Annotated in this window: 22 protein-coding genes and 1 tRNA gene; 10 read left to right on the top strand and 13 right to left on the bottom strand. The window is 59.6% G+C overall.

The genetic code is table 11. The annotated features are described in order from the left end of the window. A partial coding sequence (locus PMI03_RS02995) for an ABC transporter ATP-binding protein (RefSeq protein ID WP_007689729.1) occupies positions 1-1,497 on the top strand: 1,497 nt, incomplete at its 5' end. A gap of 129 nt (positions 1,498-1,626) precedes the next feature. On the opposite strand, the gene araD is transcribed toward PMI03_RS02995, so the two are convergent. The 6 genes from araD to chvE all read right to left on the bottom strand — a co-directional run bounded on the left by araD (position 1,627) and on the right by chvE (position 9,965). Further along, a complete protein-coding gene (araD, locus tag PMI03_RS03000; RefSeq protein WP_007689731.1) occupies positions 1,627-3,372 on the bottom strand; it encodes an L-arabinonate dehydratase in 1,746 nt (581 codons plus the stop codon). A gap of 65 nt (positions 3,373-3,437) precedes the next feature. After that, positions 3,438-4,871, bottom strand: coding sequence for an aldehyde dehydrogenase family protein (locus PMI03_RS03005; protein WP_007689732.1), 1,434 nt, complete (start codon positions 4,869-4,871; stop codon positions 3,438-3,440). 66 nt (positions 4,872-4,937) lie between these two features. Further along, complete coding sequence (gene araD1 / locus PMI03_RS03010) at positions 4,938-5,936, bottom strand: AraD1 family protein (protein WP_007689734.1); 999 nt, start codon at positions 5,934-5,936, stop codon at positions 4,938-4,940. A gap of 115 nt (positions 5,937-6,051) precedes the next feature. Continuing rightward, entirely contained in the window at positions 6,052-7,260 is a 1,209-nt protein-coding gene (mmsB, locus tag PMI03_RS03015; protein WP_007689737.1) for a multiple monosaccharide ABC transporter permease, read from the bottom strand. Then, entirely contained in the window at positions 7,260-8,795 is a 1,536-nt protein-coding gene (mmsA, locus tag PMI03_RS03020) for a multiple monosaccharide ABC transporter ATP-binding protein (protein ID WP_007689747.1), read from the bottom strand. The genes mmsB and mmsA overlap by 1 nt, the downstream gene beginning before the upstream one ends. Positions 8,796-8,900: 105 nt before the next feature. Next, the gene (chvE, locus tag PMI03_RS03025; protein ID WP_007689749.1) at positions 8,901-9,965 is read right to left on the bottom strand and encodes a multiple monosaccharide ABC transporter substrate-binding protein; all 1,065 of its coding nucleotides are present in this window, start codon (positions 9,963-9,965) and stop codon (positions 8,901-8,903) included. Positions 9,966-10,237: 272 nt separating this feature from the next. On the opposite strand from chvE, the gene PMI03_RS03030 reads away from it, so the two are divergent. Beyond that, positions 10,238-11,245 (top strand): LysR family transcriptional regulator, encoded by a 1,008-nt coding sequence (locus PMI03_RS03030; RefSeq protein WP_007689751.1) that lies wholly within the window; start codon positions 10,238-10,240, stop codon positions 11,243-11,245. 78 nt (positions 11,246-11,323) lie between these two features. Then, entirely contained in the window at positions 11,324-11,791 is a 468-nt protein-coding gene (locus PMI03_RS03035; RefSeq protein WP_007689752.1) for a hypothetical protein, read from the top strand. Here the strand turns inward: PMI03_RS03035 and PMI03_RS03040 are convergent, their stop codons facing one another. Further along, positions 11,792-12,052, bottom strand: coding sequence for a hypothetical protein (locus tag PMI03_RS03040; RefSeq protein WP_007689758.1), 261 nt, complete (start codon positions 12,050-12,052; stop codon positions 11,792-11,794). Positions 12,053-12,270: 218 nt separating this feature from the next. Here PMI03_RS03040 and iolG point away from each other — a divergent pair, with 218 nt between their 5' ends. Continuing rightward, entirely contained in the window at positions 12,271-13,263 is a 993-nt protein-coding gene (gene iolG / locus PMI03_RS03045) for an inositol 2-dehydrogenase (protein WP_007689760.1), read from the top strand. Between the two features lie 52 nt (positions 13,264-13,315). Here iolG and PMI03_RS03050 read toward each other — a convergent pair whose 3' ends face one another. Beyond that, the gene (locus PMI03_RS03050; RefSeq protein WP_007689762.1) at positions 13,316-14,593 is read right to left on the bottom strand and encodes an ROK family transcriptional regulator; all 1,278 of its coding nucleotides are present in this window, start codon (positions 14,591-14,593) and stop codon (positions 13,316-13,318) included. 223 nt (positions 14,594-14,816) lie between these two features. On the opposite strand from PMI03_RS03050, the gene xylF reads away from it, so the two are divergent. The 4 genes from xylF to PMI03_RS03070 all read left to right on the top strand — a co-directional run bounded on the left by xylF (position 14,817) and on the right by PMI03_RS03070 (position 18,519). Continuing rightward, positions 14,817-15,857 carry a D-xylose ABC transporter substrate-binding protein gene (gene xylF / locus PMI03_RS03055; protein WP_007689764.1) on the top strand — a complete coding sequence of 347 codons (1,041 nt, stop codon included), beginning with the start codon at positions 14,817-14,819 and terminating at the stop codon, positions 15,855-15,857. A 291-nt stretch (positions 15,858-16,148) separates the two neighbouring features. After that, a complete protein-coding gene (locus PMI03_RS03060; protein ID WP_007689766.1) occupies positions 16,149-17,477 on the top strand; it encodes a sugar ABC transporter permease in 1,329 nt (442 codons plus the stop codon). Between the two features lie 15 nt (positions 17,478-17,492). Then, the gene (locus tag PMI03_RS03065) at positions 17,493-18,275 is read left to right on the top strand and encodes an ATP-binding cassette domain-containing protein (RefSeq protein ID WP_007689768.1); all 783 of its coding nucleotides are present in this window, start codon (positions 17,493-17,495) and stop codon (positions 18,273-18,275) included. Between the two features lie 167 nt (positions 18,276-18,442). Beyond that, a tRNA-Arg gene (locus tag PMI03_RS03070) sits at positions 18,443-18,519 on the top strand. 85 nt (positions 18,520-18,604) lie between these two features. On the opposite strand, the gene PMI03_RS30875 is transcribed toward PMI03_RS03070, so the two are convergent. The 3 genes from PMI03_RS30875 to ampC form a co-directional block, all read right to left on the bottom strand. Continuing rightward, positions 18,605-19,363, bottom strand: coding sequence for a hypothetical protein (locus tag PMI03_RS30875; protein WP_007689770.1), 759 nt, complete (start codon positions 19,361-19,363; stop codon positions 18,605-18,607). 75 nt (positions 19,364-19,438) lie between these two features. After that, positions 19,439-20,227 carry a hypothetical protein gene (locus tag PMI03_RS03075; protein ID WP_007689772.1) on the bottom strand — a complete coding sequence of 263 codons (789 nt, stop codon included), beginning with the start codon at positions 20,225-20,227 and terminating at the stop codon, positions 19,439-19,441. 770 nt (positions 20,228-20,997) lie between these two features. Further along, the gene (gene ampC / locus PMI03_RS03080) at positions 20,998-22,179 is read right to left on the bottom strand and encodes a class C beta-lactamase (RefSeq protein WP_007689775.1); all 1,182 of its coding nucleotides are present in this window, start codon (positions 22,177-22,179) and stop codon (positions 20,998-21,000) included. Positions 22,180-22,392: 213 nt separating this feature from the next. Between ampC and PMI03_RS03085 the strand changes: the two genes are divergently transcribed. Beyond that, the gene (locus PMI03_RS03085; protein WP_007689776.1) at positions 22,393-23,268 is read left to right on the top strand and encodes a LysR family transcriptional regulator; all 876 of its coding nucleotides are present in this window, start codon (positions 22,393-22,395) and stop codon (positions 23,266-23,268) included. 18 nt (positions 23,269-23,286) lie between these two features. Here PMI03_RS03085 and PMI03_RS03090 read toward each other — a convergent pair whose 3' ends face one another. Further along, positions 23,287-23,799: a GNAT family N-acetyltransferase gene (locus tag PMI03_RS03090; RefSeq protein WP_007689777.1), complete on the bottom strand. Its 513-nt coding sequence runs from the start codon at positions 23,797-23,799 to the stop codon at positions 23,287-23,289. Between the two features lie 153 nt (positions 23,800-23,952). On the opposite strand from PMI03_RS03090, the gene pyrE reads away from it, so the two are divergent. Next, on the top strand, positions 23,953-24,468 hold the full coding sequence (pyrE, locus tag PMI03_RS03095; protein ID WP_007689778.1) for an orotate phosphoribosyltransferase: 516 nt from the start codon (positions 23,953-23,955) through the stop codon (positions 24,466-24,468). 14 nt (positions 24,469-24,482) lie between these two features. On the opposite strand, the gene PMI03_RS03100 is transcribed toward pyrE, so the two are convergent. Further along, the gene (locus PMI03_RS03100) at positions 24,483-25,478 is read right to left on the bottom strand and encodes a LysR family transcriptional regulator (protein WP_007689779.1); all 996 of its coding nucleotides are present in this window, start codon (positions 25,476-25,478) and stop codon (positions 24,483-24,485) included. Positions 25,479-25,533 lie beyond the last annotated feature (55 nt).

Here is a 25,533-nt window from a genome sequence, read left to right on the forward strand (position 1 = left end):
CCGCCCGCCATTCAGTGGCAGGGTCACAAGGCGGTGGAGCGGCAAGATCTCGACTTCTTTCATGATCTTTTTGCCGGACAGGTCGCTTCGCGCCTGTCACAGGTGGCATCCGCCGTACAACAGCAGATCATCGTCGGCTTCCAGACCATACCACGCTTCCTGTTGAAAATGGTTGGGTCCTTGGTTCTGCTCGGCGCGCTATCCTGGCAGCTCGCCCTGCCTGTTTTCATCTGGATTGCACTTAACGTCCTGCTCACCGTCAAGATGGCGCCGATCTTTGCCGAACGCTCGCGCCGCACCGCCAAGCTGCGCAGCCTCGTAGCCGGAGCCATTACCGATCTCTATAGCAACATGCAGATGATCAAGCAGTTCGCGGCGGAGGATAGCGAAGCGGGTGCCATCCGCAGCATCATTCAGAAGTCCGTACGAACACAACACAAGGAACAACGTATCTATCGCACGGCGGAACTCGTCGTTATGGCCCTTAACATGGCGCTCTGGCTGTCGATACTCTCCATCGGTCTTTCCGGTTTGGTCGCTGGCTTTCTCACGATCGGTGAATTCGTCGCGGCAGTCTATCTCTTATATGGGCTGTCCGCTTACACCTTCACCTTCCTGCAGATGGGCCAGCAGATCTTCCAGGCGATAGGCACCATTAAGGACGCAATGCCCGTGATGACGACGCCACCCAGCATCACGGATCGGCCCAACGCGGAGAGCCTCGCGGTCAACAGCGGCGAGATTCGTTTCCAGGATGTCCGCTTTGCATATAAGTCCGGGAAGCCTGTTATCGATAATCTGTCGCTGACGGTTCGGCCCGGCGAGAAGGTAGGGCTGGTCGGCCTCTCCGGGGCTGGCAAGACGACGCTGGTGAGTCTGCTGCTGCGCTTCTACGACATCGGAGACGGCGCGATCCTCATCGACGGACAGGACATTCGCGAGATCACACAGGCAAGCCTTCGCCGCAACATCGGAGTCATCGCGCAGGACGTCGCGCTGCTGCACCGTTCGGTCGGTGATAACATCCGCTACGGCCGACCGGAGGCGACGCAGGACGAAATCGAACAGGCGGCAAAGACGGCAAAAGCCGATGGATTCATCAACGATCTTGCGGACGGCGAAGGCCGTAAGGGCTACGACGCCTTCGTCGGTGACCGCGGCATCAAGCTCTCCGGTGGTCAGCGGCAGCGCGTAGCGATCGCTCGCGTTATGCTGAAAGACGCGCCGATCCTCGTGCTCGACGAGGCGACCTCCGCCCTCGATAGTGAATCGGAGGCCGCCATCCAAGAAAAACTCAACCTCGTTATGGAGGGAAAGACGGTGATTGCCATCGCACATCGCCTTTCGACCATCGCCATGATGGACCGGATCGTCGTGCTCGATCAGGGTCGTGTCCTGGAAGAAGGCAGGCCGGACGAACTAATCGAGCAGGATGGCCTGTTTGCCCGCCTGTGGAAACGCCAGACCGGCGGCTTTATCCCCGAAGAAATCAATTAGCGATATTTTCGCCGCGAATTCATAATTTATGAAACGAAATCAATATCTTTGAAAGGTCGACACTTCCTGCCGCATATCAAAAAGGGGCGGAACTCTCGTCCCGCCCCTCTCAAATTTCAAACACCAATCTCAGTGGCTGTCACGGTTCATCGGAATGTCCGAGCCGCGTGCGCCAACCAGGAAGTCCAGGTCGGCACCGGTATCGGCCTGCATAACCGTCTTCACATAGAGACCACCGTAGCCGCCGGCGAGTGGCTTGACCGGGGACACCCAGGCAGCGCGGCGCTTGGCCAGCTCTTCGTCGGAGATCTCGAGCTGGATCGTGCGGGCCGGCACATCGACCGAGATCAGGTCGCCATTCTGAACCAGCGCCAGAGGCCCGCCATCGGCGGCTTCCGGGGCGGTGTGCAAAATGACGGTGCCGTAGGCGGTGCCGGACATGCGCGCATCGGAGATGCGGATCATGTCGGTGATACCCTTTTTCAGCACCTTCGGCGGCAGGCCCATGTTGCCGACTTCGGCCATGCCCGGATAGCCCTTCGGGCCGCAGTATTTCAGCACCATGATGCAGTTCTCGTCGATGTCGAGATCGTCGCGGTTGATGCGGGCGTGGTAATCCTCGATGCTTTCGAAGACAACAGCGCGGCCCTTGTGCTGCATGAGATGCGGTGAGGCGGCCGACGGCTTCAGCACGGCGCCCTTCGGCGCCAGATTGCCGCGCAGAACCGCGATGCCGCCCGACTGCGTCAGCGCCTTTTCACGCGGGACGATGACGTCGTCATTGTAGTTGACGACATCCTTGACGCCGTCCCAGATGCTTTCGCCGGTGACGGTAATCGCATCCTTATGCAGCAGGCCCATGTCGCCGACCGCCTTGATGACGACGGGCAGGCCGCCGGCATAATAGAACTCTTCCATCAGGTGCTTGCCCGAGGGCTGCAGGTTGACGATGGTCGGAACTTCGCGGCCAAGGCGATCCCAGTCGTCGAGCGACAGATCCACGCCGATGCGGCCGGCGAGCGCCAGCAGATGCAGCACGGCATTCGTGGAACCACCGACGGCGCCGTTGACGCGGATGGCGTTCTCGAAGGCTTCCTTGGTCAGGATGTCGGAAGGCTTCAGGTCTTCCTTGACCATGTCGACGATACGACGGCCGGAGAGCTGCGAGATCACGCGGCGGCGAGCGTCGACCGCCGGGATGGCGGCGTTGCCCGGCAGGGTCATGCCGAGGGCTTCGGCCATCGACGCCATGGTCGAGGCTGTGCCCATGGTCATACAGCTGCCGGCCGAGCGGGCCATGCCCTGCTCCGCATCCATGAACTCTTCCAGCGACATCTCGCCGGACTTGACCATTTCCGAGAACTGCCAGACAGCCGTGCCGGAGCCGACATCCTTGCCACGCCATTTGCCGTTCAGCATCGGGCCGCCGGACACCAGAATGACCGGGATATCGACCGAGGCCGCACCCATCAGAAGGCTCGGCGTGGTCTTGTCGCAGCCGCCGAGCAGCACGACGCCGTCGACCGGATTGCCGCGGATCGCCTCTTCGACGTCCATGGCCGCGAGATTGCGGAACATCATCGCCGTCGGGCGCAGCGTGCTCTCGCCGACCGAGAACACCGGAAACTCGACCGGGAAACCGCCAGCCTCGTAAACGCCGCGCTTCACGCGCTCTGCAAGATCACGCAGATGCGCGTTGCAGGGCGTCAGCTCCGACCAGGTGTTACAGATGCCGATGATCGGACGGCCGTCAAACGTGTCGGCCGGCAGGCCCTGGTTCTTCATCCAGGAGCGGTGCATGATCGCGTTCTTGCCGGTGCCGCCGAACCAGTCATAGGAGCGCAGTCTGCGCGGCCATTCAGCTTTCTTCTTCATAATCTCAGTACCTTTTTTCCGTCGTCCAGGGCGCCTCGTACGAACCTGGACATTGAAATCGATGGTCAGGCCAGCGTGTAGGCCGTCTTGACCGTGGTGAAGAACTCGGCGGCGTATTTGCCCTGTTCGCGCGGGCCGAAGGACGAGCCTTTGCGGCCGCCGAACGGCACATGGAAGTCCACACCCGCCGTCGGCAGGTTGACCATCACCATGCCGGCTTCGGCATTGCGCTTGAAATGCGTCGCATGCTTCAGGCTGGTGGTGGCAATGCCGGAGGACAGGCCGAACGGCGTGTCGTTGGCGACGGCAAGCGCCTCTTCATAGTTCTTCACCCGAATGACCGAGGCGACCGGCCCGAAGATCTCTTCGCGGCTGATGCGCATCTGGTTCGTGGCTTCCGTAAACAGCGTCGGCTGCAGGTAGAAGCCGGGCGTCTCGCGGCTGATGATCTCGCCGCCGAAAGCGAGCTTGGCGCCTTCCTGCTTGCCGATCTCGATATAGTCCGTGTCGGTCTTCAACTGCTTGGCATCGACGACCGGGCCGATATGCGTGCCGGCCTTGACGGCATTGTCGACGTTCAGTGTCTTCAGCTTCTCCGTCAGCGCCGCCACGAACTTGTCGTGGATGCCTTCGGTGACGATCAGGCGAGACGACGCGGTGCAGCGCTGGCCGGTCGAGAAGAAGGCGGAGTTGGCGGCGGCTTCAACGGCAACCGTGAGATCCGCATCGTCAAGAACGACCATCGGGTTCTTGCCACCCATTTCCAGCTGATACTTGCGGCCGTGCTCGACGGAGGACAACGCCACGCGCTTGCCCGTGCCGACGGAGCCGGTGAAGGTGAGGCCCGACAGGACCGGGCTGTCGAGCATGGCCTGGCCGACGACCGAGCCCTTGCCCATGACAAGGTTCAAGACGCCCTTCGGCAGGCCGGCGCGGTGAAGAATATCGACGATCGCCCAGGAGCAGCCCGGCACCAAATCGGCGGGCTTGAAGACGATGGTGTTGCCATAGCAAAGCGCCGGCGCGATCTTCCAGGCCGGAATGGCGATGGGGAAATTCCAGGGCGTGATGATGCCGATGACGCCGAGCGGCTCGCGGGTGATTTCGACGCCGATGTTCGGACGCACGGAAGGCAGCACTTCGCCCGCAAGACGCAGCGCCTCGCCGGCAAAGAAATCAAAAATCTGGGCGGCGCGGATGGTCTCACCGATCGCCTCAGGTAGCGTCTTGCCCTCTTCGCGGGCAAGCAGAGCGCCAAGCTCGTCCTTGCGGGCAAGGATCTCATCGCTGGTCTTTCGGAGGATCGAGTGACGCTCGAGGATCCCCGAACGCGACCATGCCGGAAACGCAGTCTTGGCGGCAGCAATCGCATCCGCAACGTCCTGGACGCTGGCGCTGGCGTAGAGGCCGACGACCTCGTTGGTGTCCGACGGATTGATGTTCTCGGCGCCGGTCGTACCGGTCCATTCGCCGGCGATCAGATTCTGATGAATGGTCATGGCTTCATGCCTTCCTGGATCTTTTTGAAAACGACCGGCCGCACAGGCGCAGCCGGCCTCGACGGATTAGAGCTGGCGAACCGCCACAGTCTCCTCAGTGGCAACGGCGAGCGGATTGCGCAGCGGCAAGCCGAATTCGGCGACTTCGATTTCAAAGACATCGCCCGCTTCCGGCTTGATGCCGTCGGCGAAAGACAGCGTCGCGGTACCGAACATGTGGACATGAACGTCGCCAGGCGCGCGGAACAGGTCGTACTTGAAGTGATGATATTCGAGATTGGCGAAGGTGTGCGACATGTTCGCCTCGCCCGACAGGAACGGCTTTTCGAAGATCACCTTGTCGCCGCGCTTGATGCGCGAAGAGCCACGGATATCCTCCGGCGCAACACCGATGCGGATTTCCGGGCCGAAGCTTGCCGGACGCAGCTTGGAATGGGCGAGATAGAGATAGTTGATCCGCTCGGTGACGTGATCGGAAAATTCGTTCGAGAGCGCAAAGCCGATGCGGAACGGCGTGCCGTCCTTGGCGATGACATAGATGCCGGCCATTTCGGGCTCTTCGCCGCCATCAAGCGCGAAGGACGGAGAAACGAGTGCCGCGCCCGGAGCTGCCGCGCCATAGCCGTTGCCTTTGTAGAACCACTCGGGCTGTACACCCTTCTCGCCGTCCTTGGGCTTGCCGCCCTCGATGCCCATCTTGAACATCTTCATGGAGTCAGTCAGCGTCTCTTCGGCGGCTTCGCTCGTCTTCTTATGCATGGAATCGCGGGTCGCGGCGGAGCCGAGATGCGTGAGACCGGTGCCGGTCAGGTGCAGGTGAGCGGCGTCCGGATGGGTGATCGGCGACAGGAAACGTCCGTCAGCATAGGCTTTTTCCAGATCGATCGTCTCGCCGAGACCATGTGCCTCGATGACGGAAACGAGAGACTTGCCGCTCTCGGCAGCTTCCATCGCCAGCGCATAGACGCTGCCGGCATTGACGACAGCCTTGGCGATATCGTCGGGTCCGTTGCGCACGGCGACAACGATCTCGCCGTTCGAACCCTTGATCTGGGAAATGAGCATAGTTTCATCCTTTCCTAATAGACAGAGGCTGGATGCATTCCACCGCTCCGGCTCTCAGCGAGAGCCGGACTCTGTCATGGATTTGGTTTTAAATCTCGGCTGAGCGCTTTAGCGATCAGCCCTTGTTCTTGTTGTAGACGTCGATGAAGACGGCGGTGAGCAACACCGCGCCCTTGATCATCTTCTGCGAATCCGTCTGGTAGCCGAGGATCGACATGCCCTGGTTCAGAACACCCATGATCAGGGCGCCGATCACCGCGCCGGTCACCTTGCCGACGCCGCCCGAAGCGGAAGCGCCACCGATGAAACAGGCCGCGATGACGTCGAGCTCCAGACCGTCACCGCCCTTGGCGGTGGCCGAATTCAGACGCGTGGCAACGATGATGCCGGCGATGCTGGCAAGCATGCCCATGTTCACGAAGGTATAGAAGGTCAGGCGCCGGGTATCGATACCGGAGAGCTTGGTCGCCTTCTCGTTGCCACCCATCGCATAAATGCGGCGGCCGATCGTCGTCCGCTGGGTCACGAAGGCATAGATTGCGATCAACACCAGCATGACGATCAAGACGTTGGGCAGGCCCTTGGCGGAGGAAATCTGATAGCCGAGGAACAGGGTCGCTGCAAAAAGCAATAGATTTTGCCCAATGAAGAAGCCCAGCGGTTCGACATCGATACCATGTTTTTCATTCACCTGACGACGACGCCAGGAAAGGAAGAACATCACAATCGGTATGGCGACGGTCAGAAGGATCGATGTTCCGTGGATGCCGCCGATGTCGAAGAAGTCCGGAAGGAAGCCGGTCGCCATGATCTGGAAAGCCGGCGGGAACGGACCGATGCTGCTGCCGCTGCCGGTCATGTTGATGATTGCATAGGTCAATCCGCGAAACACCAGCATGCCCGAAAGGGTCACGATGAACGACGGAATGCGGTGATACGCGACGAAATAGCCATGCCAGGCACCGACAAGGGCGCCCATCGCCAGGCAGATAATCGTCGCGAGAACCAGATTCATCTGCCATTGCACGACAAGGACGGCGGCAACCGCGCCGACGAACCCGACGACGGAGCCGACAGACAGGTCGATATGGCCGGCCACGATGATCAACAGCATGCCAAGCGCCATCACGACGATGAACGAATTCTGCAGCACGAGGTTGGTCAGGTTCAGCGGCCTGAAGAGAACACCGCCGGTAACGATCTGGAAGAAAAGCATAATGGCGACAAGCGCGATCAGCATGCCGTATTCGCGGATGTTATTGCGGATATAGTCGCCGATCGAGACGACGCTGGGGCCTTCTTTGCTTGGGCTGGCCGTAGTCATTAGTGCTTCTCCCCTGAGCGCATGATAGCGCGCATGATGGTTTCCTGGCTCGCCTCCCCCTTCGGCAATTCAGCGACGATCCGGCCTTCATTCATGACGTAGATGCGGTCGCAAGTGCCGAGGAGTTCGGGCATTTCCGATGAGATCATCAGAACACCCTTTCCGTCGGCGGCAAGCTGGTTGATGATGGAATAGATTTCGTATTTGGCGCCGACGTCGATACCTCGCGTCGGCTCGTCGAGGATCAGCACCTCGGGATCGGAAAACAGCCACTTCGACAGCACGACCTTTTGCTGGTTGCCGCCGGAAAGATTGACCGCCTCCTGAAATACGCCCGAGGAGCGAATACGCAGCTTCGAGCGGAAATTGGTGGCGACCTGAAGCTCGCGGACATCGTCGATGACTGTCGCCTTGGAGACGCCCATGAGATTGGCAAGCGTCGTATTGTGCAGAATGCTTTCGGTCAGCACCAGGCCGAGCTGCTTGCGGTCCTCGGTAACATAGGCAAGTCCGGCGTCGATAGCGCGGCGCACCGTGCTGACGTCCACCGGTTTGCCGTCGATGAACACCTCACCGCTGATCTTGTGACCATAGGACTTGCCAAAGACGCTCATGGCGAATTCGGTGCGGCCGGCGCCCATCAGGCCGGCAATGCCGACCACTTCGCCCTTGCGGACGTTGATATTGATGTCGTGCAGCACCTGGCGGTCGCGATGTTGCTGGTGGAAGGCATTCCAGTTCTTGACTTCGAGGATGGTCTCGCCGATCGGCACAGAGCGCGGCGGATATCGATCGGCAAGTTCGCGACCGACCATGTTGCGGATGATGATGTCTTCGCTGATCTCTTCCTCATGACAGTTCAGCGTCTTCACCGCCATGCCGTCACGCAGCACCGTGATCTCGTCGGCCACCTTGCGCACTTCGTTGAGCTTGTGGGTGATGATGATCGAGGTGATGCCCTGATTGCGGAATTCCATCAGGAGGTTGAGCAGCGCATCCGAGTCGCTTTCGTTGAGCGAAGCGGTCGGCTCGTCGAGAATCAGAAGCTTCACGCTCTTCGACAGGGCCTTGGCGATCTCGACGAGCTGCTGCTTACCGACGCCGATGTCGGTCACGAGCGTGCTCGGAGATTCCTTGAGGCCGACCTTGGCGAGGAGCTGCTTGGTGCGGCTGAAGGTTTCCTGCCAATTGATCACGCCCGAGGCGGCGACCTCATTGCCCAGGAAGATGTTTTCAGCAATCGACAGGAGCGGCACGAGGGCCAGTTCCTGATGGATGATGATAATGCCGATCTCTTCGGAGTCCTTGATGGTCTTGAACTGACGCACCTGGCCGTCATAATAGATATCGCCGTCATAGCTGCCGGCCGGATAGACGCCGGAGAGCACCTTCATCAGGGTGGATTTGCCGGCCCCGTTTTCGCCCACCAAAGCGTGGATCTCGCCCTGACGGACCTTCAGATTGACGTTTTCCAAAGCGTTCACACCAGGGAACGATTTGGTGATGGTCCGCATTTCGAGGATTGTATTGTCCATGTTTTGTATCCAACGCCGCAGCCGAACATAACAGACCGGACGACCGTCTTAAATATCAGAGTCAGGGCCCGTCTTGCGGCGGGCCCTGATCGGTAAATCGAAAGACTACTTCAGCTGGTCGGCCTTGTAGTAGCCGCCTTCGACGAGAACCTTCTCATAGTTGGTCTTGTCGACTGCGACCGGGGTCAGCAGGTAGGACGGAACAACCTTGACGCCGTTGTCGTAGGTCTTGGTGTCGGTGACTTCCGGCGTCTTGCCTTCCATCAGAGCGTTGACCATGTCGACGGTAACCTTTGCGAGGTCACGGGTGTCCTTGAAGATCGTGGAGTGCTGTTCGCCAGCGATGATGGACTTGACCGAAGGAATTTCGGAGTCCTGACCGGTCACGATCGGCAGCTTCTGACCGCCGGTGCCGTAGCCGACGCCCTTGAGCGAAGACAGGATGCCGATGGAGAGACCGTCATACGGAGACAGCACGGCATCGACATGTGCATCGGTGTAGTAAGCCGAGAGCAGGTTGTCCATGCGAGCCTGAGCCGTTGCCGGATCCCAACGCAGCGTGCCGACCTTGTCCATGCCCTGCTGGCCGGACTTCACGACTAGCTTGCCGCTGTCGATGTAAGGCTTGAGAACCGACATTGCGCCGTCATAGAAGAAGAAGGCGTTGTTGTCGTCCGGCGAACCGCCGAAGAGTTCGATGTTGAACGGACCCTTGCCATCCTTGAGGCCGAGGCCGTCAACGATCGAGTTAGCCTGGAGAACGCCAACCTTGAAGTTGTCGAACGTAGCGTAATAGTCGACATTGCCGCTGTTGCGGATCAGGCGGTCATAAGCGATGACCTTGATGCCGGCATCATGCGCCTTCTGCAGAACGTCGGACAGCGTCGTGCCGTCGATCGCAGCAATGACGAGAACCTTGTCGCCCTTGGTAACCATGTTCTCGACCTGCGAGAGCTGGTTCGGAATATCGTCGTCGCCGTACTGAAGGTCGGTGCCGTAGCCAGCAGCCTGGAGCTGCTTGACGATGTTGTTGCCGTCATCGATCCAGCGCGCCGAAGCCTTGGTCGGCATGGCGATACCAACGGTGCCCTTGTCTGCCGCGAAGGCAGGCGCCACAAACATAGCGACGCCGATAGCAGCGGCAGCCGTCAATGAGATAATGGACTTCATTACTCTCTCCCTTGTTTAATAATGCGGCGGACAAAAAATGCCCGCCCGAAACTGCGGCAGGTTCCGTAGAAGGAACAGTTACTTCTGGTTGTGAGAAACGAAGTAGAACTCCTCCACGCTCTCACGTGCATGAGCTGCACCCGGCGCACGCTGGGCAAATTCGTACGATTTCGTATAACTGTCAAATAGAATAACTGGCAAAATATATACCGAATTTGGTATAATGTTAAAAAATAGTACTTTTTTGCCGGCGAAAGGGAAAATTGGCCACCATGGAGAAAATATATAACGATTATTCGAGCGAAGGCATCGAGATTCACTCGGACAGTTTTCGCGACGACACCCTGCTCAAGGCCGGTTTGAAGCTCAATCACCTGCGTATGATCGTGACGATCGAGGATCACGCGCAGATTTCCGCCGCCGCCGAGTCCATGAACATGTCACAACCTGCGGCTTCGCGCATGCTGTCCGAAATGGAGTCGATTGTCAAAAGTCCGCTCTACGAACGGGTGGCTCGCGGCGTCGTGCTGACCCCCTTCGGACTGGCGCTCGCCAAGCGGGCGCGCAAGATTCTGCTCGAGTTGCGCGAGGCGAGCCGGGAGATCGGCGAGCTTAGAACCGGCAAGGGCGGCTCCGTCTTTCTGGGCGCTGTCACCGCCCCGGCAATCAGCCTCGTCGTGCCGGCGATCCAGCGCGTGACGCGCGCCTATCCGGGTATCGAAATCAATATCGAGGTGGAGAACAGCAATGTGTTGGCGCGCGAACTCCTCGCCGCCCGCCATGACTTCATCATCAGCCGCATTCCGGACGAGCTTAATCCACGCCTGTTCACCTCCCATGAGATCGGCGTCGAGAAAGCCTGTCTTGTGGTCCGCAACGGTCATCCACTCTTGGAGAAAGGCGTCGCCAGTCTTGAGGACCTGCCCGGCTACGATTGGGTCTTCCAGCCGCCCGGCACGATGCTCCGGCGCAAGGTGGAGGATATCTTCATCACCGCCGGCGTGCCCCTGCCGGAAAACATCGTCAACACGTCCTCTCTGCTGCTGACGCTCGCCGTCGTCTGCAAGACGGACGCCATCGCCCCGATCGCGCTCGACATGGCGCAATTTATCTGCGGGCAATCATCGAAAGCCGGCGAATCCTGCATCCTGCCGATCGACTTCGAGCTCGAAGTGAAGCCCTACAGCCTGATCACCGCCCGCGAACGCGCCATGCCGCCGAGCGCCCGGCTGCTGCATGACATGATCCTGGAGGAAAGCCGGAATCTTCTTCTGGCATGATCCCCGCCCATGATCGGCAACCCGCCATAAGCTCCGCACCAACTTGCGCGCTTATCCAGGATGCCTCTGGAGGCAGGCATGTTATTCGGGCAATCACTGTTTCAATCCGTCCTCGATCGCCTCGAGACGGAAGACGACAAATCGGCAAAGGATGAGGCGGCGCATCGCATCCGCGGTCTCAACGTCAGTTTTGTCGCGACCGTTCTCGGCGGCGAGCCGGCCGGGTCCTCTCGTCCGGACGATGCCTATATCGACAATCTTGGCAATGAGATCCCGTCGCCGGAGCCGCTGCCTGAACCCGAGCCGAAAGAGCCGGAGCCGCCAGTCATGCCGGATCACTTGGCGCGGACATCCAGGGAAGAGGTGGCCACGGATCTGGCGATCTCGCCGCAAAGCACCTTGCAGTCTCTCCACGAGAAACGCCGCGCCTTCGCTAAGGTCAATCATCCCGACAGCGTCGCCCCGCCCTTTCGCGAACAGGCGACCATGCGCATGATGATCGCCAATCAACTGATCGACGAGGCCCTGCGGCGTCTGGCGCGATAGTTATTTCTTTTCGTCAGTCGGCTCGTCGTTTTCGTCCTGATCGTCCGCAACAATGCTTTCAACCTCGGCCTTGGGCGGCTCCGGCTTGAAGTTCAACAGCAATACCCAGCCGCTGTAGAGGCCGAGCCCGCCGACGATAACAGCCCAGAACGGCTCCGGACCGAATGCCTCGATCGTCGCCCAGCCAAGGCAGACGCCAACGATCAGAACCCGCACCCAGAGCGGCTTGTAGACGGGATGGTTGGGATCGATCAGTTGCATGGGTCTCGTTCACCTGTTGGAGAGATCCCGTCTTTAGCGCATGATCTTGAAAACTGTGAAGCGGTTTCGGAAAAGCCTGTCCAAAGATAAGCCATTTTCGCAATGTGAATTTTAAAATTGTGAAACGCTGGCGGCTTGACGCCGCCTTCGGAAGATGGAATGAAAATTCCATCTTGATTTTTATTCGGTTCATTTGTTCCGAATCCAGGGAGGTAAAAATGACTGTCAGATTTGGTCTTCTCGGCGCCGGACGCATCGGCAAGGTGCATGCGAAAGCCGTCAGCGGCGATGCCAATGCCAAGCTCGTCGCGGTGGCGGATGCGTTTCCGGCCGCTGCGGATGCGATCGCTTCGGCCTATGGCTGCGAAGTCCGCACCATCGAGGCAATCGAGGCGGCCAAGGATATCGACGCCGTCGTGATCTGCACGCCGACCGACACCCATGCCGATCTGATCGAGCGCTTCGCGCGCGCCGGCAAGGCCATCTTCTGCGAAAAGCCTGTCGATCTCGATGTCGCCCGCGTCAAGGCCTGCATCAAGGTGGTTGACGAGGTGAAGGGCAAGCTGATGGTCGGCTTCAACCGCCGCTTCGATCCGCATTTCATGGCCGTCAAAAAGGCCATCGACGAGGGCCGTATCGGCGCGGTTGAGATGGTAACGATCACCTCACGCGACCCGGGCGCCCCGCCGGTCGACTATATCAAGCGTTCCGGCGGCATTTTCCGCGACATGACCATCCATGATTTCGACATGGCCCGCTTCCTGCTCGGCGAAGAGCCGGTTGCCGTCACCGCCACCGCCGCCGTCCTGGTGGACAAGGCGATCGGGGAAGCCGGCGACTACGACAGCGTCTCCGTCATCCTGCAGACCGCCTCCGGCAAGCAGGCGATCATCTCCAACTCCCGCCGCGCCACCTATGGCTACGACCAGCGCATCGAAATCCATGGCTCGAAGGGCATGGTCGCCGCCGAAAACCAGCGGCCCTTCTCGATCGAAGTCGCCAATGGCGAAGGCTATACTCGCCCGCCCCTGCACGACTTCTTCATGACCCGCTACACCGAAGCCTACGCCAACGAAATCGCCAGCTTCATCGCCGCGATCGAAAAGGGCGTGGCAATTACACCATCGGGCGCCGATGGCCTCGCGGCACTCCAGCTTGCAGACGCAGCGCTGCAGTCCGTCAAGGAAGGGAAACTGGTGAAGGTCGCCTGAGACCAGCCCAGCGTCATCGGAATCACAATGGCCGGGTTATCGCCCGGCCATTTCAGTTTGCCCGCGTCACTTCGCCGACCGCTGATCGGCCGGCGGAAGTATCTTGTGTTTCCGGCGTTACGACGCCAGCTTTGACGATGTCGCTGTCCATCATCGTCAGCGCGCGGTTGAGATGCCCTTCGAAGACCAGCGTCGGCTCGTCGGCAAGGACCCGCAATTCCGGCATGCCTTCCATACGCACGATATGCGAGTCCGCCAACCCCTCGGAAATACCCTCCAGCAACAGGTCGTAATAGCGCGCACCGGGACCGGTGATGGCGATCGGCATGCTCTCATGCAGGCTAAGCACGCGCGACAGGCCGTTGCCCAGCGCCAGTCCCGCCTGGCGAAAGGCGAGGATGTTGCGGCGACTGCCCTGACGGGCGCTGGCTGCAATCTTGTCGAGTTCGGCGACCGGCACGAATTTCGCGGGGATCGTGTCGAGCGGCACGTCGAAGGCCGAGCGCAGGATGGCGTAGAAGCCGGCATAGGCCTCGATGCAGCCGCGCGACCCACAGCGACAGAGGCCGCCTCCCGGCAGATGCAGCATATGCCCGAAATTCGGCGCCGATATCTGATGGACGCCCTCCTCGCCGCGACGCACGATACCGAGGCCGATGCTATGACCGAGCGATAGAGCGGCAAGCGCCCGGAAATCGGCGCCCTTCTCATTCTCTTCCTGCCGGCCGACGGCGGCGGCGACCAGCAGCGTCTCGTTGCCGAGGATGATCTTTGCCGGCCAGTCCTCGCGCAGCACCGCGGCGAAATCGATCTCTTCCCGCCCGAAGATGGGCGACCAGCGCAGGATCGGATCAGACGCATCGACCAGCCCCTTGCTGCTGATCGAGATCATCAGAACCTTGTCGCGCGACAATCGCGAGCGGGTAACGATACGGTCGAGCGCATTCCGCAGACCGGCCACGAAGGAGCCGACGCCGGAGACATCCTGCGGCCTCTCCTCGGTGAAACGATCCATCAACCGGCCGGCATAATCCACAAGCGAATATTGCACGGCATCGGATGAAATGATGACGACGATGAGATAACCGCAATCGCGCCGCTGCGAGAACAACACGCGAGGACGGCCACGGCCGCTCGCGGCCTGCTGCTCCGCCTTCTCGATGATCTGCGCCCGCTCCAGATCGGCAGTGATGACCGACACAGTCGCGGATGAAAGCTTTGTGAAATCAGAGAGTTCTGTATGGGCAAGAGGACCATGGCGGCGCAGCGCCGCAAGCACCAGAACGCTGTTCTTCTGACGGACCAATTCGGTACTCGATTTGGCCAGCATCAACAAGCCTCCCCCTCATTCCACCCTCCTGTCCGCATCTTCAGATGGCTCTTGTCCAGCGGCCAATTAAACCTGCAGACGCGGGTGTTGACAGTCGAAAAAATCTCTGACACTAAATTTCTCGACTGTCGAGAAAAAAAGCGAAACCTTTCTCGTCAGCATTATCGCGGCGGCCGACGGGAGTTTCAGGATACGTGCGGTCGCATTCACTCGGGAGGGTAATATGAAAGCTTTTATCAAGCTGGCAGCGGGCGCGGCCATCGTTTTGACCATGCAGACGGCAGCCTTTGCCAAGGACCTCGTCGTTGGCGTTTCCTGGTCGAACTTCCAGGAAGAGCGTTGGAAGACTGACGAGGCCGCCATCAAGAAGGCACTCGCAGCAGCCGGCGCCAAGTACATTTCCGCTGACGCCCAGTCTTCCGCTTCCAAGCAGCTGACCGACGTTGAATCCCTGATTTCCCAGGGCGCCAACGCGCTGATCATTCTCGCTCAGGACTCCGACGCCATCGGCCCGGCCGTCGAAAAGGCTGCCGACGAAGGCATTCCGGTTGTCGGCTACGACCGCCTGATCGAAAATCCGGCTGCCTTCTACATCACCTTCGATAACAAGGAAGTGGGCCGCATGCAGGCTCGCGAAGTCCTGAAGGCCAAGCCGGAAGGCAACTACGTGTTCATCAAGGGCTCGTCTTCCGACCCGAACGCCGACTTCCTCTTCTCCGGCCAGATCGAAGTGCTGAAGCCCGCCATCGACGCCGGCAAGATCAAGAATGTCGGCGAAGCCTACACCGACGGCTGGCTGCCGCAGAACGCACAGCGCAACATGGAACAGTTCCTGACCGCCAACAACAACAAGGTTGACGCGGTCGTCGCCTCTAACGACGGCACCGCCGGCGGCGCCGTTGCCGCTCTCGACGCCCAGGGTCTTGCCGGTTCGGTTCCGGTTTCCGGCCAGGACGCCGACAAGGCTGCGCTCAACCGCATCGCGCTCGGCACGCAGACCGTTTCCATCTGGAAAGACTCGCGTGAACTCGGCAAGCGCGCCGCTGAAATCGCCCTTTCTCTTGCCGGTGGCAAGACACAGGACCAGATCGACGGCGTCCAGACCTTCAATGGCGGCCCGAAGCATGTTGCCATGAAGTCCGTCTTCCTGACCCCGATCGCTATCACCAAGGACAATCTGAACGTCGTCATCGACGCCGGCTGGATCTCCAAGGCTGAAGCTTGCCAGGGCGTCAAGGCCGGCGCCGTCGCAGCCTGCAAGTAAACGGCGACCTTTGGACGGTTGATCCAACGATACCATCGACGCCGCAGCGGCTTTCCGTTGCGGCGTCGAATGCGGATGAGAGGCCAACAACTCTTCCTTGCAGTTGGAGACAGAGCTTCCCGCAGCGTGCCACGCCATCGCATAACCCGTTGATTTGCCGGATGGCGGCCATCGGGACCGGACGAAGACCGGCAGGACTTGCGATGACGAATTTTTGAGATTGGCGCGGTTGCCAGCGATAGCCCAGAATGCATCGCAGGCCGCGCCCAATAGAGGGAGAACGGCAAAGCGATGGCCGACATGACACAGTCCACCACATCGAGCGGGCCCCGGAACGCAGATGCCGGCGCAATTACCCGCTTCCTGCGCGCCACCGAAATCGATACCCGCCTGCTCGGCATGATCGGAGCACTGCTGATCATCTGGATCGGCTTCGATCTTTATCTCAGGGTCTTCGACGGCCGCGAATTCCTGACGGCCAGAAACCTTTGGAACCTCTCGGTGCAGACCTGCGAAATCGCGGTGCTGGCTACCGGCATGGTGCTGGTCATCGTCACGCGCAATATCGACCTTTCAGTCGGCTCGCTGCTCGGCTTCGTCGCCATGATCATGGGCGTCATCCAAGCCAAGTGGCTGCCGCAATATCTCGGCTTCGACAGTTCCTGGACCTGGATCATCACGCTCCTCTGCGGCCTGGCGATCGGCACGGCCATCGGCGCCTTCCAGGGCGCGATCACCGCCTTCATGAACGTCCCCTCCTTCATCGTGACACTCGGCGGGCTCCTCGTCTGGCGCGGTCTCGCCTGGTACGTCACCAGCGGCCAGACCGTCGCGCCGATGGACTCCACCTTCGTCATCATGGGCGGCAGCGGCGCCACGGGCTCGATCGGCGCCACCTGGAGCTGGGTCGTCGGCGTCTTCGCCTGCCTGATGATCGTCGCCAGCATCGTCGGCTCGCGCCGCCAGAGGAAGCGTTTCGGCTTTCCGCGCCGGCCGCTTTGGGCGGAATATTTCCTGGGCTGCCTCGGCTCCGCCGTGGTGCTCGGCACGGTCTATCTCTTCAACAGCTATAACTGGCCGGTCGGCATCGCCAAGAGATACGCCACGGAACACAATATTACCTGGCCGGATGCGGGCCTGGATATTCCCTATGGTATCTCGGTTCCGGTTCTGATCGCCGTGCTCATCGGCATCGTGATGACTTTCATCGCTACCCGCCTGCGCTTCGGCCGCTATGTCTTCGCGATCGGCGGCAATCCGGAAGCAGCCGAACTCGCCGGCATCAAGACCCGCTGGGTGATCATCAAGATCTTCGCGCTGATGGGCTTCCTTGCCGCCGTCGCCGCCGCGATCTCGACCGCCCGCCTGAATTCGGCGGTCAACTCGCAGGGCACCACCTACGAACTCTTCACCATTGCCGCCGCCGTCATCGGCGGCACGTCGCTCGCAGGCGGCAGCGGCACGGTCGCCGGCGCCATGCTCGGCGCCCTGGTGATGCAGTCGCTACAATCGGGCATGGGTCTCGCCAATGTCGACACGCCCATTCAGAACGTCGTCGTCGGCGTTGTCCTGGTGGTCGCTGTCTGGCTCGACATCGTCTATCGCTCGCGTGCCAAGTAAAAGGAATTCTGAACCATGACGGATCAAACCACTCCGCTTGTGGAAATGAAGAACATTTCCATCTCCTTCGGCGGCATCCACGCTGTCGACAACGCCTCGGTCGACCTCTATCCCGGCGAAGTCGTAGCCCTGCTTGGCCACAACGGCGCCGGCAAGTCGACGCTGATCAAGATCCTCTCCGGCGCCTACAAGCGCGATAGCGGTGATATCCTGATCAACGGCGAACCCGTCGATATCCGCACCCCGCGCGACGCCAAGAAATACGGCATCGAGACGATCTACCAGACGCTGGCCGTCGCCGATAACGTCGACGCCGCCGCCAACCTTTATCTCGGCCGCGAGCTGCAGACCCGCTGGGGCACGCTCGACGACGTCGCGATGGAAGCGAAAGCCCGCGAAGTGATGGGGCGCCTCAACCCCAACTTCAAGCGCTTCAAGGAGCCGGTGAAGGCGCTTTCGGGTGGCCAGCGCCAGTCGGTGGCGATCGCCCGCGCCATCCTCTTCGACGCCCGCATCCTGATCATGGACGAGCCGACGGCGGCACTCGGCCCTCAGGAAACGGCGCAGGTCGGCGAGCTGATCAAGCAGCTGAAGAAGGAAGGCATCGGCATCTTCCTCATCAGCCACGACATCCACGACGTCTTCGACCTCGCCGACCGCGTCTCGGTGATGAAGAACGGCCAGGTTGTCGGCCACGCCCGCACCGAAGATGTCACCAAGGACGAAGTCCTGGGCATGATCATCCTCGGCAAGGTCCCGCCAAAGGCCATCCCCGGTCCCGGCGCGATGAAGGCCTGAACCGCAACATTGTCACCCCATAAACAAGGCCGCGACCCAAAGGGCTCGCGGCCTTGTTTCATTTGATCGCACCGATCTGCACTTTCCCGCATTTTCCGCATTGAAGCCAAACGCTTCCTGGGCTAAGAACCTGCCATCGGACAGGCGAGTCAACCCGCCTCAGGCATGCACCCGTAGCTCAGCTGGATAGAGTGTTGGATTCCGATTCCAAAGGTCACAGGTTCGAATCCTGTCGGGTGCGCCAGTTCTTCTCATTCATCCAATTGCGCCGTAAGATTTGTCCCGCCCACGATTTTGGGTCTCAGAGGGGATAAATCGGCGTTCCCCAATTATTGCTGCTGCAAGATAATTGGCGGCACATACATCGGCGTTATGAGGCCGTCGCTTTGGATTCGCTTTTGAACATTGGACGGCCGCGAGGCAGACGACGTCGGTTTCGTGCCGGCATTCTTTTTTCCGGATGGAGATGACGCGGATACCGATTGTGATTCCGTAAGTGTCATTGCCTGCAGCACGGCAAGCGCGAAATCGCTGTATGCCTTTCCTCCTTGGGAAAATAGCCAATATTTCCCGTATTGACCTAACGTTACACACTGCAGTCCACCCGCCGAACACGCGGCTGGTGGGGTCGAACTGCGGCTGTGATATAACCAGCCATGATGAGGCGGCTTTGTCGTCAACGCCGCTAAATCTTCAAGCCGAATTGGATCGCCATTTACGGCGTTAGCATAGAGATCACGCATGACCTGAACGGCTTTAGCACTATTGACTGGTGTGACCGTAAGAGTTGATGAACTGGAAAAAGCCCCGACACTCAGTGCAACCTCGCTGGTGACCCCGGCAGGCGCAAACGTCCGTTTTGGAGAGGCGCTTAAAGAGCTGTCATATTTGAGGCTGGCACCTGAGATATTCGCGAAAGCTGGAACCGTGTAGGGGTCGTCAATCGCTTTCGAAAGCTGCATCTTTATTTGATCATACGACGCTGATTCGACGCTGCTCTGATATCTCTTTGCCCCCTGCAAGCTAGCAACATCAGCACAGCCGGAAACAAGTATTGGAAATAAAATTACACAAAGTCTCGTTTTCATAGCTGCCCCACTCGCCCATTAAACGATAGTAATATTTGCAATCACACGCTGCTCGATCGCTCGGCAGCCACCACCCTACCGCCCCAGCCACGCCCTCAATCCACTCCCCCTATGCGGATCCGCATAATGAAACAGCGCCGTAGCCCTGATCTTCTCGGGGTCGCAGGGTGCGTTTGTGTGGATCGAGCGATAGCCCCAGAAGAAGTAGAGATTTCCCGGGACCATGGAGATGCGAAGGAATCGATCCGGGATCGATTTTGCCATGCTGCGGAGGGCCCATTGGGTGAGCGGGTTGTCGAGCAGGATCTTGTCGATCAGATTGCTGGCATACCAGCGCCTGACGCGCCGGAAATTCGGCAGGACGATGAGTTCACCATTGTCCTTTCCGGTGGGCACCTCGATGGGCAGCAGCACAGTCAGAACATAGGAATCGAAGTGAAACACCATCGAATGCTTGCGGCCCGTGCTGCCGGTCAGGCATCGCAGGATTTGATAATATGGTTGGTCGGGCGCGGGTCTCGACGTCGCGATCTCATAGGCGCGCATGCAAATGTGCCGGAGCGCCGGCGACGACGCCAGCTTCCCGAGCGCTGTTTCAGCGACGGGTTCCGGACCGCGCAGCATGGTGTAGCGATTGCCCGCCGCCGCCACCGTATCCCGCACGAATTGGCGCAGGGCGTCCAGCTCAGCGGGCGAAATATATCGGGGAAGAACGGCATATCCATCCCGATCGATCTCCTGAACCAGCGACGAAATCTCCGCCTCCGACAGTTCCCGGCAATCGGAAGGCTGGTGAGGGTCAATCGGCTCACCGGAATCAGGCGGCTCAACAGCGCCCGCTGAAGCGACGATTTCGGAATCCATAATATCCCCTCCCATCATCCGTAATAAATTCAATTAAAAGTTAAGTTCAAATCATCGTCAAGGACGTTTTTTTCTTTAATAACACGAACTTATTTGAAATATTTCGACTTATGAAGGAATTTCACAACAGCAACAACGGGATATAATTTACAATCTTCACGCTACCAGCACATAATCTTCTATATCTCTGCCCGCATGAGGCGAATAACGACTATCGCCAGAAACATAGACAGAAATACTCTCGGAGATAGCTCAGCGCGACATCGACCGTAGCCTCGTCACTTCAAAATCGAATTCGCCCGCCGGCCTGAAAACGAGCGGTGGCTCACAGGATAGACAAGGCGCTGAACCAGAAAGTTAGCCGGGCAAATTTCTCCAGCGATCACGACATTGTGCGCAACAGCTAAAAATCATGAAAAAACTGTAACTTGTCTCTCGGCTCATTGAGAGCGACATTTCCCTCGCGCCGGATAAACGAGGTGATAGACATGTCAGACTTGGAAATGTTGGTGAGACGCCGGATCGAGGAAGAACGTGCCAAGGGCACATCCCCGGAGCGTATAACCCAGCTCATTCAAGAGCTCTTCAACAGCGTGGACGCCGCCCAGGCGAACGCGCCCGTAGCGGCTTCTCGCAGACGATAGCAAAACTCCCGTAGACTGACAGCGGCCGGCACGCGACATCTCTCGCTGAGCCGGCTCGCTTTTGCCCGGCCGAGCATGGAACCTGGCCGGGCGAAACACAGATGACATTACCAGCCGAGAGTGGTCTCAGCGCATGCCCGACTCCTTGTCCAGCGCCGTCAAGATCCGGTATGCCGCCTTGACGCGCGCGGGGATCGGATAGTTTCGGTTCGCCAGCATCACGATGCCGATCCCCTTGGCGGGAACGAAGGCGACATAGGCGCCGAAACCGTTGGTGGAGCCGGTCTTGTTGATCAGCACGTCCCTGCGCGGCGGCTGAGGAGGCACGAGCTTATTCGCCTTGTTGGGGTTGCGGGACATCTCGTTGGAATTTCCCGCCTGCAGCCGCTCAAGGCTTGTGGGATAGGCATACATTTCCCAACCCAGCCCCTGCGTCATGTCGCCGATCCTGTAATATCCGGTATGCGTCGTGGCGATCGCGCTTTGCAGCGTTTCATCCTGCTTCGAACTGTCCATGTTTACCTCAAGGAAGTGGATCATGTCGGCCGCGGTCGTCTTCACGCCGTAGGCTTCCGAGTCCAAGGCGCCCGGCCCCACGCGGATGGGTTTGTTACTCTTCGAATAGCCATAGGCGTAGTTGCCCATCTGATCCTGGGGCACGCGGATATAGGTATGAGTCAGGCCAAGCCCCGGGAAAATCTTCTGTTCCATCAGATCGTCGAAAGACTCGCCCATGCTTGCGGCGGCGAGATAGCCGAACAGGCCGATGCTCGGGTTGGAATAGAGCCGACGGGTGCCGGGGGCATAGGCCGGCTTCCAGCTCCGGTAATAGCCGATCATCTTGTCCTGACCGGTCACATCATCAGGAAACTGCAACGGCAATCCGCCCGCCGTATAGGTGCCGAGATCGAGAAGGCTGATAGTGTCGAAGCTGCTGCCGGCCAGAGCCGGCAAATACTTGCTCGCCTTGTCGGAGAAGGACAGCGTGCCGCGCAACTGTGCATAGGATGCAAGCGTCGCGGTGAAGGTCTTGCTGATCGAGCCGAGCTCGAAGATCGTATCCTCGGTGACCTTCTGCCCGTTTTCCCTGGAGGCGACGCCATAGTTGAAGACATAGCGCTTGCCGTTGACAGTGACCGCAACAGCCATGCCCGGAATGTCGTTTTCCTTCATGACGGGCCGGATCGCGTCGTTGACGGCCCGCTCAAGTCGGGCTTGCTCGCCGCCATCAGCAGCGCAGGCACTGCTCCCATGGAAAAGAGAGGCGACGGCGATCATTCCAAATGTTGGAAGAAAGAGATTTCTCATAACGAAAACAATGTCCTCATGTGAATGGTCAACCGCATCCGCATTGAATGACGGCGAGCGGTTGTCAAAGGGGGGAAGCAGACGGTGATTGATCCCGTTGATGTCTTAAGGGCCACCTGCACTTCTCGAAGCAGACTATGCAGCCGCGCCATGCCCTCGACAAACGATCAATTCTGGGCTTAGACATGAGAAAAACTTGGGCATTGAGGAACTATGGATATCTCGCAGCTACCACTGAACGCCCTGCGCGTCTTCGAAGCCTCGGCGCGGCATGGCAGCTTCACGCGGGCCGGCATGGAACTTCGGGTCACGCAAACGGCCATCAGCCATCAGGTCAAGGCGCTTGAAGAGGTCCTGGGCATCACCCTATTCAAGCGCCTCCCGCGCGGCCTGGCGCTGACCGATGAAGGTCATGCACTGCTACCGGTGCTGACTGATGCGTTTCGCCGCATGAGTGCGACGCTCAGCCAGCTCGAGGAAGGCAATTTCGACGAGATACTGACCGTCGGCGTGGTTGGCACCTTCGCGATCGGCTGGCTCCTGCCGCGCCTCACCTCCTTCAAGACACAGCATCCCCATGTCGATCTGCGCCTCAAGACCAACAACAACCGCGCCGACATGGTATTGGACGGCCTCGATTTCTTCCTCCGGTTCGGCGATGGCGCCTGGCATGGCACGGAAGCGATCCATCTGATGGATGCACCCCTTTCTCCGGTGTGCACGCCGGCATTAAGTGAAGGGCTTCACACACCGGCAGACCTGGCTAATCTTGACCTGCTGCGGTCATACCGGATCGATGAATGGCCGCTCTGGTTCAGGGCGGCGGGGGCAGCATCACCCAATCTCCGCGGCTGGATGTTCGATTCGTCGTTGACGCTGGTGGAGGCTGCGGCGCGCGGCGTGGGCGCGGCACTCGTCCCCGTCGCCATGTTCTCGGAGGAGATCGAAGCCGGCCGGATCGTTCAGCCGTTTCCAATCACCGTGCTGACCGGTAGCTATTGGCTGACCCGGCTGAAATCCCGCGCGGAAACCGCTTCGATGAAGACATTCCGGCAATGGTTGATGGCGGAAATGGAAGATCAGCCATAGCAGGCTGAAGACCCTCGCTCAGCTTATCCTTGGCGCGGCGAGCGTAAAGAGATTGGTCGGCGCGCCATGCAGCATGACCTCGCGCTCCAAGGTGAAGCCGCATTTCTCCAGCACATTGCGTGAGGCGACATTGACCGGACGGACGAGGCCGATCACCCGCTCGGCATGCAAGTCATTGAACGCAAAGTCCAAGACCTGCCGCACCAGCTCGGTCGCATAGCCCTTGCCCCAGCTATCCGGATGCAGATGATAGGACAGGTTCAGCCCCTCGAACTCCTTCGATGTGGTCACGCCCCCGAACCCGATCAGCCCGCTATCCGCTTCGACGGCCCAGCGTCCGAATCCGTGGCTGCGCCAATGATCCATATCGCGCGCAAGGCGCCGGGCACTCTCCTCTCGCGTATCCGGCGTCGGGTCAGGCCGATGCGCGACGAGCTCCTGCCGTGAAAAAAGCGCGGTGACGAAATCGACGTCCGCCTCCACCGGCACCCGTAGAAGCAGCCGCTTTGTGTGCCAAACCCGCTCAGTCATCGATCATCCTAACAACCCCTCTCCCGGAACGAGCACAGTTGCCGCAATCAGAGGCAAAGAAAAACGCCCACGATCTATTGTGATCGCCATGGGCACTTTGCGGTCTTCCATGGATTATGTAAATCGAACGGAAACAAGGATTGGGAGATGGTTATGAACGACGACTTGCTGGGCACTGATATCAATGCGATTGCGCGGATCCATGGGACTTTCACGCTGCGATCCGGTCAGGTCTCAAACGAATATTTCGACAAGTATCGATTCGAATCCGACCCAGCTCTTCTGCGCCGCATAGCGCGACGCATGTTGCAGCTTCTGCCGAGCGACACGCAGGTTCTGGCCGGACTGGAACTCGGCGGCGTCCCGATTGCCACAGCAATGTCGCTGGAAAGCGGCCTGCCAGCCGCATTCATTCGCAAGGAAGCAAAGAGCTACGGCACATGCAAGGCGGTCGAGGGCCTGGATATCAAGGGCAAGAAGGTCACGTTCATAGAAGACGTGATCACCACGGGCGGCGCGGTTGTCGACGCGGCTAAGCTGGTCAGCGCCGAAGGGGCCGATATCCTCGCTGTCGTCTGCGCCATCTGGCGGGGGAAAGGCGAACCCTCTCTCCCCGGACTGCCCGACCTCCCGGTCTTTCCGGCGCTGCTGGCATCGGAATTGCTGTAGGACCGCACCCGAGCTTATACGGCTACGGCCAAGGGCGCCTGTTCGTAGCAGCAGGCGGCGTTGGAAACGCCCACGCGGCATCCGGATGCATGAAGCGCATCCGCCACCACCTCCACGAAGAGCCGGCGGAACCATACGGCCCTGCTATCGGCCTGGTCGACCCGACGATAGAGCATCGTCACCGGATCGGCCGGCAGGTCGAGAGGCGGCTGCGAAACCGTCAGATTATGCAATTGCGCCATGCAGCGGGCGATCGATTCCGGGATCGTCGCGATGGCCGGCATGGCTCTGAGCGCCATCGGCAAGGCGGAATAACGCGGCACGGTCGCGACGACCTGACGATGGTATCCGACACGGGCGAGAGCAAGATCGACATTGGTCAGCGTGTTGCCTTCCAGGGAGACGGTAATGTGGTCCGCCTTGGCAAAATCCTCAAGCCCAAGCGGCGCGTCCAACCGGATGTGCCGCGGATCGTAGATACAAGCCGACGCCTGATTGAACAGTGGCGCGCGAATGTGCCAGGATGCCGGTTCGTCATGCACCGAGATGCTGAAGTCATAGGCCCCTTCATCGAGCAGGCGCCCAGCTTCGCGTTTGTCGAAAGCCACACCGGTCAGTCGGGCGTTCGGCGCAAGGCCACGCAACCGCGCCGCCAACGGGCCGAAAAAATCCGATTCGAGATTGTCGCACATGCCGACGCGAAACTCGCCTTGCCAGCTTGAAGGGTCGAAAGCCGCTGGTGGTCGAATGGCGCGTTCAATGCCCGAAAGCGCGTCCTCGATGGCAGGCGCAATGGACAGCGCCCGCGCCGTCGGCTGCAAACCGCGCCCGACCCGCACGAACAATTCGTCGTCGAGCGTCTCACGCAACCGTCGCAGTGCTGCGGAGAGGCCCGGCTGGCCAAGCAACAAGCGTTCGGCGGCACGGCTGACATTCCGTTCCTGCATCAGCACGGAAAAGGCGAGCAGCAGATTGAGATCGATTTTTCGAAGTGCAGCATCATTCATCATCGCTAGTAATACCTGACATGGTTACTATCAATTTGCAATAGGGTTTCAACGTGTA

Source organism: Rhizobium sp. AP16, from assembly GCF_000281735.1.
In the GTDB taxonomy this organism is placed as follows: domain Bacteria; phylum Pseudomonadota; class Alphaproteobacteria; order Rhizobiales; family Rhizobiaceae; genus Rhizobium; species Rhizobium rhizogenes.